The sequence below is a fragment of the Flavobacterium nitratireducens genome (genome assembly GCF_029625335.1).
GTDB classification, from domain to species: domain Bacteria; phylum Bacteroidota; class Bacteroidia; order Flavobacteriales; family Flavobacteriaceae; genus Flavobacterium; species Flavobacterium nitratireducens.
Genome location: NZ_CP121111.1, coordinates 2090028 through 2101629 on the forward strand (window position 1 = coordinate 2090028; position 11602 = coordinate 2101629).

Annotated in this window: 8 protein-coding genes; 5 read left to right on the plus strand and 3 right to left on the minus strand. The window is 34.6% G+C overall.

Annotated elements, in window-relative coordinates; all coding sequences use genetic code 11:
• Window positions 1-14: 14 nt before the first annotated feature.
• Window positions 15-1466 (minus strand): Fe-S cluster assembly protein SufB, encoded by a 1452-nt coding sequence (gene sufB / locus P5P90_RS09905; RefSeq protein ID WP_278034540.1) that lies wholly within the window; start codon window positions 1464-1466, stop codon window positions 15-17.
• 132 nt (window positions 1467-1598) lie between these two features.
• Window positions 1599-1928: a HesB/IscA family protein gene (locus P5P90_RS09910; RefSeq protein ID WP_278034541.1), complete on the minus strand. Its 330-nt coding sequence runs from the start codon at window positions 1926-1928 to the stop codon at window positions 1599-1601.
• Window positions 1929-2175: 247 nt separating this feature from the next.
• Between P5P90_RS09910 and P5P90_RS09915 the strand changes: the two genes are divergently transcribed.
• The 3 genes from P5P90_RS09915 to P5P90_RS09925 all read left to right on the plus strand — a co-directional run bounded on the left by P5P90_RS09915 (window position 2176) and on the right by P5P90_RS09925 (window position 6685).
• Window positions 2176-3036 carry an MBL fold metallo-hydrolase gene (locus P5P90_RS09915; RefSeq protein WP_278034542.1) on the plus strand — a complete coding sequence of 287 codons (861 nt, stop codon included), beginning with the start codon at window positions 2176-2178 and terminating at the stop codon, window positions 3034-3036.
• Window positions 3037-3114: 78 nt separating this feature from the next.
• Entirely contained in the window at window positions 3115-4746 is a 1632-nt protein-coding gene (locus P5P90_RS09920) for a S8 family peptidase (RefSeq protein ID WP_278034543.1), read from the plus strand.
• 64 nt (window positions 4747-4810) lie between these two features.
• A complete protein-coding gene (locus P5P90_RS09925; RefSeq protein ID WP_278034544.1) occupies window positions 4811-6685 on the plus strand; it encodes a M1 family metallopeptidase in 1875 nt (624 codons plus the stop codon).
• 127 nt (window positions 6686-6812) lie between these two features.
• Here P5P90_RS09925 and P5P90_RS09930 read toward each other — a convergent pair whose 3' ends face one another.
• Window positions 6813-7277: a hypothetical protein gene (locus P5P90_RS09930; protein ID WP_278034545.1), complete on the minus strand. Its 465-nt coding sequence runs from the start codon at window positions 7275-7277 to the stop codon at window positions 6813-6815.
• 191 nt (window positions 7278-7468) lie between these two features.
• Between P5P90_RS09930 and P5P90_RS09935 the strand changes: the two genes are divergently transcribed.
• Window positions 7469-8122 (plus strand): hypothetical protein, encoded by a 654-nt coding sequence (locus P5P90_RS09935; protein ID WP_278034546.1) that lies wholly within the window; start codon window positions 7469-7471, stop codon window positions 8120-8122.
• A complete protein-coding gene (gene mfd / locus P5P90_RS09940; protein ID WP_278034547.1) occupies window positions 8115-11489 on the plus strand; it encodes a transcription-repair coupling factor in 3375 nt (1124 codons plus the stop codon). Before P5P90_RS09935 ends, mfd begins: the two co-directional genes overlap by 8 nt.
• Window positions 11490-11602: the final 113 nt, after the last annotated feature.

Below are 11602 nucleotides of genomic sequence, written 5' to 3' on the forward strand. Positions count from 1 at the left end.
ACTTTGATTTATGACTATCCTACGGAACCTTCTAATGAGATTTCTAATAATTTTTGAGCTTCTACGGCAAACTCCATTGGCAACTTGTTCAAAACCTCTTTACTGAAACCATTTACGATTAAGGCAATGGCTTTTTCAGTTGGTATTCCACGTTGGTTACAATAGAAAACCTGGTCTTCACCAATTTTAGAAGTCGTTGCTTCATGCTCTATTTTAGCAGTTGGATTTTTGCTTTCGATATAAGGGAAAGTATGTGCTCCACAATTATTACCCATTAATAAAGAATCACATTGAGAGAAGTTACGTGCGTTTTCAGCTCTTGGGCTTATTTGCACTAATCCTCTATAGCTGTTTTGCGATTTTCCTGCTGAAATACCTTTAGAAATAATAGTCGATTTAGTGTTTTTACCTAAATGGATCATTTTTGTTCCAGTATCTGCTTGTTGGAAGTTATTCGTTACAGCAATCGAGTAAAACTCACCTACCGAATTATCCCCTTTTAATACACAAGAAGGGTATTTCCAAGTAACAGCTGAACCAGTTTCTACCTGAGTCCATGAAATTTTAGCGTTCGTTTCGCATAAACCTCTTTTAGTTACAAAGTTGTAAACTCCACCTTTTCCTTCTTTGTTTCCAGGGAACCAGTTTTGAACGGTAGAATATTTAATCTCAGCATTATCTAAAGCGATTAATTCAACCACTGCAGCGTGTAATTGGTTTTCGTCACGACTTGGAGCAGTACAGCCTTCTAGGTACGATACATAACTTCCTTCATCGGCAATAACTAAAGTTCTTTCAAACTGACCTGTTCCTGCCTGATTAATACGGAAATAAGTTGAAAGTTCCATTGGACATTTTACTCCTTTTGGAATATAACAGAAGGAACCATCAGAGAAAACAGCCGAGTTCAAAGCAGCATAAAAGTTGTCCTTTTGGGGCACTACTGTTCCTAAATATTTACGCACTAATTCTGGATGTTCTTTGATAGCTTCAGAAATACTCATGAAGATAATTCCTTTTTCACCTAATGTTTTCTTAAATGTTGTAGCTACCGAAACCGAGTCAACTACGATATCCATCGCTACATTATTCATCATTTTTTGCTCATCGACAGAGATACCTAACTTTTTGTACATCTCTAAAAGTTCAGGATCTACATCGTCAAGAGTTTTATTTGGGTCAACCTTTTTTGGTGCCGAATAATAGGAAATCGCTTGAAAATCAGGTTTTGCATAATGAACATTTGCCCATTCTGGCTCAATCATTTGTTCCCAAGCTCTAAAGGCTTCAATGCGCCAATCAGTCATCCATTGTGGTTCGCCTTTTTTGTGTGAAATGGCACGAACAATGTCTTCATTTAAACCAATAGGAAAAGTCTCCGATTCCAAATTGGTGTAAAATCCATACTCGTACTCTTTCGTTTCGAGTTCGATTTTTAAATCGTCTTCTGTATATTTATTACTCATTTTGTGTGTTTAAAGATTGTTTCGTCTTTAATTTGAGACGAAAAAATTTAAAGAATTGGGTTTCTTTAAATAGTTTTTAATCGTTTATTCTTTCGTTAAGGATAGAATCCTAAAAATCATTTTTCTGTTTGATTATAGAGAAAAACTCTCCCCACATCCGCAGGTTCTTGTTGCATTTGGATTATTGAAAACAAATCCTTTTCCATTCAATCCACCTGAATATTCTAAAATTGTTCCAGCGAGATATAAAAATGATTTTTTCTCCACAGCAATAGTGATGTTATTGTCTACGAAAATCTTATCATCTTCACCTTTGTTTTTGTCGAACTTTAAATCGTAAGATAAGCCCGAACATCCGCCACTTTTAACACCTACTCTAACATAATCGGTCGCGGCATCAAAACCATCTTCTTCCATCAAGTCGATAATTTTCTTTTTGGCTGTATCAGAAACCTTTATCATTGTTGTATAGATTTTGTCTAAATTAACTGCAAAGATAAGGCATAAAAACTGTATTCTACAATAGATAACATTTTTATAACTAATATGGAAATAGATATTATTTATTTTTAAACTGTTTATTGATGGGAAAGCGAACTTTATAGGAATGTTTCATGGAGAATTTGTAGTAATAAATGCATTTTTTCAAATATCGGTGAATGGTTTTTCATAAATTGCAAATTCAATTGTTTGAGAAATTTATATATACATGAAATTATATCCTATAGAAACCGGAAATTTCAAATTAGACGGAGGAGCTATGTTTGGCGTAGTGCCAAAAACCATTTGGAATAAAACCAATCCAGCTGATGCTAATAATTTAATCGATATTGCTGCAAGATGTTTGTTGATCGAAGATGGAAACCGATTAATTTTAATTGATAGCGGAATGGGAAATAAACAATCCGAAAAGTTTTTTGGATATTATTCGCTTTGGGGAACACATTCTATGGATGCCTCTTTGGCTAAATATGGTTTTCATCGCGATGATATTACAGATGTGTTTTTAACCCATTTGCATTTTGATCATTGTGGTGGTTGTATTCAATGGAATAAAGACAGAACAGGATATGAGCCAGCTTTTAAAAATGCCCGATTTTGGTCGAATGAAAATCATTGGAAATGGGCTACTGAACCCAATTCAAGAGAAAAAGCTTCCTTTTTGTCAGAGAATATTTTGCCAATGCAGGAAAGCGGGCAGTTGCATTTTATTAAAAGATATGAAGGTGATTTTGTAGATAAATCCGAGTTGGGTTTTGATATTTTCTTTGTAGACGGTCATACCGAAAAACAGATGATTCCACTTATCCAATATCAAGGAAAGACCATTGTTTTTTGTGCCGATTTATTGCCTACTGCCGGTCATATTCCTATTCCTTATGTCATGGGATACGATACTAGACCATTGCTAACAATGAATGAGAAAACCAAGTTCATGAACATAGCTGCTAGTAATAATTACTATTTGTTTTTAGAACATGATGCCCACAACGAAATTATCACAGTGCAACATACTGAGAAAGGTGTTCGATTGAAAGAAATTTTGTCTAATGAAGATTTCTTAATTTAATGTTAACCAAAAGCTATCTAATTAACAAAAAAACATACTTTTGTTATTTTTACCAAACATATAATAAAAATTGTATCAATGAATAGTATCAAAGTTAGTGGTATATCACTTATTTCTGCTTTAGTATTGGCAGCTTGTGGTTCACAAAGACAAGTAGCAAACTATAGTGCTTTCAAAGCTATTAGCGCTCCTTTAAATGTAAAAAAAGTTTCTCCCTTAAAACAGGAGGATTTAAAAAGATGGAGTCACTTAGACCTAGTAAAAGATACTATTCCAGGTATGAGCATGGATAGGGCTTATGCCGAATTGTTAAAGGACCGTAAAGCCGTTAAAGTAATTGTAGGTATTGTAGATTCAGGTGTTGATATTGAGCACGAGGATTTGAAACCTGTTATCTGGACAAATAAAAAAGAAATTCCTGGTAACGGAATTGATGATGATAAAAATGGTTTTGTAGATGATGTTCATGGATGGAATTTCCTTGGAGATATTGTAAAAGAGCATCTGGAATATGAAAGGATTGTAAAAGATAAATCCTTAGTTGATGAAACGACTTTCCAAGAAGCTAAAAAGCTTTATGATAAAAAATTTGTTGATGCTCAAAACGAAATGAGTTATTACACCATGATGAGTGCTAATGTTGAAGAAGCCGATAAAGTACTTCAAAAACTATTAGGGAAACCAATTTATACGGCGGATGATTTAAAGGCTGTCGAATCTAAAGATACTTTGGTTCAAAAAAGTAAAACACTTATGCAAAGAATGTTTTCCTATGGTCTTCCAATAGCAGAGTTGAAATCAGAAATTCAACAGCAAATAGAAGCTAAGTATGAAATTTTAAAAGGACAAGAAACTTTAAATATCGATTACAGAAAGGTGTTAGGCGATAATCCTAATGACATCACTGATACTAAATATGGTAATGGAAATGTAATTGGACCAGACAAAAAAGAAGCACTTCATGGAACTCATGTTGCTGGTATTGTAGCTCAAACTAGAGGAAATGGTTTAGGCGGAGATGGAGTAGCTAGTAATAATGTCGAAATCCTTACTGTTCGTGCCGTACCAGATGGAGATGAATATGATAAAGATATCGCATTGGCTATTCGTTATGCAGTAGATAATGGGGCGAAGGTAATTAATGGAAGTTTTGGTAAATCATTTTCTCCTCACAAAGATTGGGTTTTTGATGCTATTAAGTACGCTGCTAAAAAAGACGTTTTATTTGTTCATGCTGCTGGAAATGATGCTAAAAATATTGACTATGCTGATAATTTCCCAAATGATTCTGAGGATAAAATCACCGAAATTGCTGACAATGTAATCACTGTTGGTGCTTTAAATTTTCAATATGATCAAAATATAGTAGCTCGTTTTTCAAATATTGGAAAAATCAATGTAGATGTTTTTGCACCAGGAGTACAAATTTATGCTACAACTCCTGAAAATAGCTATCAGTTTTTACAAGGAACGTCAATGGCTTCTCCTAATGTGGCTGGAGTTGCTGCGTTAATTCGCTCATATTATCCAAAATTAACAGCTGCACAAGTAAAACATATTTTAATGGAATCTGGTGTGGCAATTGATAAGGATGTTATTGTGGGAGGGAATCCTAATGATGTTCGTCCGTTTAAAGAATTGTCTAAAACAGGAAAAATCGTCAATGCTTACAATGCTGTTTTAATGGCTAATGAAATGGCTAAAAAATAATTTATCTTTATCGAAATTTAATGGAAGGACCTAACATCCTTCCATTTTTTATTTTACAACTAGTATGAAACAAATTCTATTTTTTGCATTCCTTTTTATAAATGCATTTTCTGTTGAGGCTCAAAAAATGCCTTATTGGCAACAAGCTGTTGATTATAAAATGGAAGTAGCTGTAGATGCCGAAAAGTATCAGTACAAAGGGAAACAACTATTGGTGTACACTAATAATTCTTCAGATACTTTAAAAAAAGTGTATTATCATTTGTATAATAATGCATTCCAACCAGGAAGCGAAATGGCAGAAAGGGCTGATAACATCAAAGATCCTGATGCTAGAATGGTACGAAAAAATAAAGTAGGAGATTCTATTGTTAAAGAAAATCGGATTCAAAATTTAAAGCCAAACGAAATTGGTTATTTGAAAGTAACTAATTTTAAGCAAGATGGACTTGAAGCTACAACAAAGACAAAGGGTACTATTCTAGAAGTGCTCTTAGCAAAGCCCATTTTGCCTCATTCGAAAACCACTTTTACGTTGGATTTTGAAGGACAAGTACCTTTGCAAATTCGTCGTTCAGGTCGAAATAACGCCGAAGGTGTAGCCTTATCCATGTCACAATGGTATCCTAAAATAGCCGAATTTGATTTTGAAGGTTGGCATGCCGATCCCTATATCGCCAGAGAATTTCATGGTGTTTGGGGAAATTTTGATGTAAAAATTACCATTGACAAAGATTACGTTTTGGGTGGTTCAGGCTATTTACAAAAGCCTAATAAAATAGGGCATGGTTATCAAGATGCTGGAGTAGTTGTGAAACATTCCCGAAGAACTAAAAAACTAACTTGGCATTTTATTGCACCTATGGTTCATGATTTTACCTGGGCAGCCGATAAGGAATATCTACATGATGTGGTAAAAGGCCCTAATAATGTAGACCTACATTTCCTGTACAAAAACAATCCTAAAATTATTGAAAACTGGAAAAAAATGCAGCCTTTAATGGTTAAGGTGATGGATTTTTACAACAAAAATATAGGCAATTATCCCTACAATCAGTACTCGTTTATCCAAGGAGGCGATGGTGGAATGGAGTATGCCATGTGTACGTTGATTTTAGGAAATGGATCACTTGAAGGTACTTTTGGAACGGCAACACATGAGCTAGGACACGCTTGGTTTCAGCATATTTTAGCATCAAATGAATCTAAGCATCCATGGATGGACGAGGGTTTTACGACATACGTTGAAGATTTAGCGGTCAATGAAGTTTTAGGCAATAAAGCCAAGAATCCATTTGAAGGAAATTATAAAGCTTATTATTCACTGGTGAATTCCGGTAAGGAACAACCGCAAACTACCCATGCCGACCGATATGATGAAAACAGGCCTTATAGCATTTCGTCTTACATCAAAGGGAGTATCTTTTTGTCGCAGTTGGGCTATCTTATAGGTCAGGATAAATTAGCAGAAACCATAAAGAAGTACTACAATGATTTCAAGTTCAAACATCCTACACCTAATGATATTAAACGTACAGCGGAGCGTGTATCGGGAGCCGAATTGGATTGGTATTTAACCGATTGGACACAAACAACCAATACGATAGATTACGGAATTTCTTCTGTTGTGGAAAAAGGAGATAAAACAGTAATTAATTTAGAGCGAATAGGTAGAATGCCAATGCCTATTGACTTACAAGTCGAATATACAGATGGGACTTTAGAAAATTTTTACATTCCGTTGCGCATGATGTATTTTGAAAAAGCAAATGCTAATCCAGCTGTTAAAAGAACAATCCTAAGCGATTGGACTTGGGCGAATCCAAAATACAAATTAAGCATTCCCGTGGTAAAAAGCAGCATCAAAAAAATCACCATTGACCCAAGTGGTTTAATGGCGGATGTCAAAGCAGAAAATAATAGTTACGAAGTGAAGTAATTTTTAAAGTCACATTTAGAAACAATAAACCCGACAGTTTTTAGAAAGCTGTCGGGTTTTGTTTTAAAGGTCACAGACAAATGCCTGCGCTAAAGTTTGTCTCTATCTGAGCGATTGGGTTTCGATTTTATCGATACATTATTTTCACTGTGTCAACAATTTTAAAGCATAGATCAAATTTATATGATTTTAGTACTTGAATATCTTTGGAATGTTTGTAATTATTTGCAATATCACTAGTTAATTTAGTTTTTGAGTCTTTTTTTCTAATTACTACATTTAGATTTATATCATCTTTGCAGGTTAATTTTTTTAAATTATTTAGATAAATTTTGTAATTATTATCCGGTTTTATTAGTAATATTTTATTGGTTCCTTTTAATTTATTTATTAAAGCTAGAGAAAAATAATTTTTACCTAAATAATCAATACTAATTGAATCAATAATAAAATCATTCGATTTTAAAAGAGATATTTCATTACTTTTTGTATTGATAATTAAGGTTTGATAATCTCTATGTTTACATCCTGTAGACAGCATGAATAGGAAAAAAGCAAAAAAACTAAAAATGAGGTTTTTATGTAGTATCATTTTTTTGATAATGTAAGATTTTGTTTCAATAAACTAGAGTGGATAGGATTTAATTTTAATTCGTATCCACAAAGATTATCAAGAACAAATCTAATAAAAATATTCTTACACTTATCGGTTGTTATTCTTTACTTAAAGAAGTGTACGAAATTAGTTTTACTTTGTAACTTTGCGGTTCAATGAAAATTACGATGAAATACAAGCTATTCTATATATTTGGTTTGTTGCTTTTGATGGTTTCTTGTAAGGAAGAAGACAATCGAAAAAGACTAGCTGAACAGCTCAAAGACGCCCAAAAGAAAAAAGTCATTTTTGAAAACATCCAGAAAGGCTGGGATTTTTATGATGAACCCATCAATGAGGCTACAGAAGAAAGTATAATATCCTGGAATGAACTTCGTATGTTCATGCAGGAATTGGCACAAAAACCTAAAAAAACGATTGGCGCATTCCAACAAAAATCGGATGCGATTTCAAAAAAAGCCATGGTGTTGAACGTAAATATTCCACCATTATTTGATAAACCACAAATTAAAAGCCGTATTCAGGTTTTGATTACTAAGGTGCGTTTACTCGATATGTACATTCATTTGGACAATATTCCGGATAAAAAAGTGGTGGAATTAGTGGGCGAAATCAATAAAGAATTGACCACTTTACAGCGCCAAATGGATATTTTGACAGAGAAAAGTAAAATTCCTGTTGAAGAAGGGGAAGACGAGATGAGAAGAATGTTGTTGGACTCGGCAAGAGCGATTCCTAACGGTCCAATGATGCCAAATGGCTCGATGATGCCTTCAAGTACAAGAGCAATTATTAATCCTAACGATGCGAGAGTTGAGTAAATCTGCCCTTTATACTATTTACGAAACTTCTCCTAAAACAATACAAATTACCAAAGCGTTAGAAGAGAAGCAGGGTGCCAAATTACATCTAAGTGGATTGTTAGGTTCGGCCATGTCGTTTGTTATTCGTTCGGTGTTTAAAAAAGCGGAACTTCCTTTTTTACTTATTTTAAATAATAAAGAAGAAGCAGCTTATTATTTGAACGATTTAGAACAAATGGTAGGTGAGGAAGATGTGTTGTTTTATCCTAGTTCCTATCGTCGTCCGTACCAAATTGAAGAGACGGATAATGCCAATGTATTGCTTCGTGCAGAGGTGTTGAACCGAATTAATTCGCGCAAAAAACCAGCTGTTATAGTCAGTTATCCTGAAGCGCTATTTGAAAAAGTAGTAACTCGTCGTGATTTGGACAAAAACACTCTCAAGGTAACTGTTGGCGATAAGGTTTCAATTGATTTTATCAATGAAGTTTTATTCGAATACGAATTCAAAAGGGTTGATTTTATTACGGAACCCGGTGAGTTTTCAGTGCGTGGTGGAATTGTAGATGTATTTTCATTTTCGAATGATAATCCGTACCGAATTGAGTTTTTTGGCGATGAGGTCGAAAGTATCCGAACTTTTGATGTGGCTACCCAATTGTCGATTGAACAGCAAAAGAAAATCACCATAATTCCTAATGTCGAAAACAAAGTTTTTCAGGAAAATAGAGAGAGTTTCTTAGATTATATTTCAGAGAAAACCGTTCTTTTTATACAGAATACGGAAGATGTTTTAGCGCAATTAGACAAACAATTTGCCCGTGCCGAAGAAGCTTTTGAGAAATTGTCTAAGGATATCAAGCACGCTACACCTGAGCAATTATTTTTAGACCAAAAAGCTTTTGTAAAACGTGCGTTGGATTTTTCAGTTGTCGAATTAAGTTCAAAAGCGATTTTCAGAACTACTAAAAAGTTTGAATTTCACATTTATCCGCAACCTTCGTTCAACAAACAATTTGATTTGTTGTTGAATAATTTGAGCGAGAATCATTTTAATGGCTATAAAAATTATTTGTTTTGTTCGAATGAGGCTCAGGCAAAGCGTTTTCATGATATTTTTGAAACCCTAGATGAAGCCAATTCGGAGAATATCCGTAAGCAATACAATACCGTTGTGTTGCCTATGTATCAAGGTTTTATTGACGAAGAGAACCAAATTTCATGCTATACCGATCACCAAATTTTTGAGCGCTACCATAAATTTAGCATCAAAAACGGTTATTCTAAAAAACAGAATATCACCTTAAAAGAGCTGACTACACTTTCAGTGGGCGATTATGTGACACATATTGACCACGGAATTGGGAAATTTGGTGGATTGCAAAAAATTCAGGTCGAAGGCAAAACGCAGGAAGCCATTAAATTGGTATATGCTGATAATGATATTGTGTATGTGAGTATTCATTCGCTACACAAAATTTCAAAATACAACGGCAAAGATGGAACGCCACCAAAAATATACAAATTAGGCTCGAATGCATGGAAAGCTTTAAAGCAAAAAACCAAAGCCAGAGTCAAGCATATTGCATTCAACCTGATTCAATTGTATGCTAAAAGGCGATTGGAAAAAGGTTTTCAATACGCGCCCGATAGTTATTTGCAAAACGAATTAGAAAGTTCGTTCATTTACGAAGATACACCGGACCAAATCAAATCGACAGCCGAAGTAAAAGCCGATATGGAGAGCGACCGCCCAATGGATCGTTTGGTTTGTGGAGACGTAGGTTTTGGAAAAACAGAAGTCGCTATTCGTGCCGCTTTCAAAGCAGTGGATAATAGTAAACAGGTGGCGGTTTTGGTGCCAACAACTATTTTGGCCTACCAGCATTTCCGAACTTTTTCAGAGCGATTGAAAGATATGCCAGTAAAAATTGGCTATTTGAATCGTTTTAGAACAGCCAAACAAAAGGCAGAAACCCTAAAAGAATTAGCTGAAGGGAAATTAGATATTGTGATTGGAACACATCAATTGGTGAACAAAAATGTCGTTTTTAAAGATTTAGGTTTGTTGATTGTAGACGAAGAACAGAAGTTTGGTGTAAACGTAAAAGACAAATTAAAAACTATTGCTGCCAATGTGGATACGCTGACTTTAACAGCAACGCCAATTCCTAGAACCTTGCAGTTTTCATTAATGGCAGCTCGTGATTTGTCAGTTATTACAACACCTCCACCCAATAGATATCCTATTGAAACGAATGTAGTAGGTTTTAATGAGGAAGTAATTCGTGATGCGATTTCGTATGAAATTCAGCGTAACGGTCAGGTCTATTTTATCAATAACCGCATTGAAAATATCAAAGAAGTAGCCGGAATGATTCAGCGTTTGGTGCCCAATGCTAAAGTGGGAATTGGTCATGGACAAATGGACGGTAAAAAACTCGAAGAACTGATGTTGGCTTTTATGAATGGTGAATTTGATGTTTTGGTAGCGACGACTATTATCGAAAGTGGATTGGATGTGCCTAATGCCAATACCATTTTTATCAATAATGCCAATAATTTTGGTCTCTCGGATTTGCATCAAATGCGTGGACGAGTGGGAAGAAGTAATAAGAAAGCCTTCTGTTATTTTATTTGCCCGCCTTATTCGTCGATGACTGAGGAAGCCCGAAAACGTATTCAGGCTTTGGAGCAATTTTCTGAATTGGGTAGCGGATTCAATATTGCCATGAAGGATTTGGAAATTCGTGGTGCTGGAGATTTATTGGGAGGAGAACAATCCGGTTTTATTAACGAAATTGGTTTCGATACCTATCAGAAAATTATGAACGAGGCAATTGAAGAGCTGAAAGAAAACGAATTCAAAGATTTGTATCCGGTTGAGAATGATATTGAAACCAAAGAATACGTAAAAGACCTGCAAATTGACACCGATTTTGAGTTGTTGTTTTCGGATGAATACATCAATAATATTTCGGAGCGTATGAATTTGTATAACGAATTGAGCGCCATTAAAAATGAAGAGGAATTGCAGGTTTTCCAAAATAGACTCATTGACCGTTTTGGTCCTTTGCCTCCAAGAGCTAATGCGTTAATGAATAGTATCCGAATCAAATGGGTGGCTACTCGTGTGGGAATTGAAAAACTGGTCATGAAACAAGGAAAAATGATAGGTTATTTTGTTTCTGATCAACAATCGGATTTTTACCAGTCGAATCGTTTTCATAAAGTTTTAGTCTTTGTTCAAAAAAATCCAACACTTTGCAAAATGAAAGAAAAACAAACCGCTAATGGTTTACGTTTATTGCTGACTTTTGATAACGTAAAATCAACCAGAAGAGCTTTGGAATTGATGGAGCTATTGGGAGGAAAAGAAGAATAAAACTGTTTCTTTTGTAACTTTCTGTTTGATTTTTGTATTAAAAATTTGAATGTTTTTTGGGTTGAAAAATAATTTCAATGTAGTTTGACGAATAATTTGAATTTAAGGAGTAT

Excerpts from the sequence above, each read along its gene's own strand:
- P5P90_RS09920 (WP_278034543.1), top strand. The coding sequence starts at position 3,115 with ATGAATAGTATCAAAGTTAGTGGTATATCACTTATTTCTGCTTTAGTA.
- P5P90_RS09930 (WP_278034545.1), bottom strand. The coding sequence starts at position 7,277 with ATGATACTACATAAAAACCTCATTTTTAGTTTTTTTGCTTTTTTCCTA.
- P5P90_RS09915 (WP_278034542.1), top strand. The coding sequence starts at position 2,176 with ATGAAATTATATCCTATAGAAACCGGAAATTTCAAATTAGACGGAGGA.
- P5P90_RS09925 (WP_278034544.1), top strand. The coding sequence starts at position 4,811 with ATGAAACAAATTCTATTTTTTGCATTCCTTTTTATAAATGCATTTTCT.
- P5P90_RS09935 (WP_278034546.1), top strand. The coding sequence starts at position 7,469 with ATGAAATACAAGCTATTCTATATATTTGGTTTGTTGCTTTTGATGGTT.
- P5P90_RS09910 (WP_278034541.1), bottom strand. The coding sequence starts at position 1,928 with ATGATAAAGGTTTCTGATACAGCCAAAAAGAAAATTATCGACTTGATG.
- sufB (WP_278034540.1), bottom strand. The coding sequence starts at position 1,466 with ATGAGTAATAAATATACAGAAGACGATTTAAAAATCGAACTCGAAACG.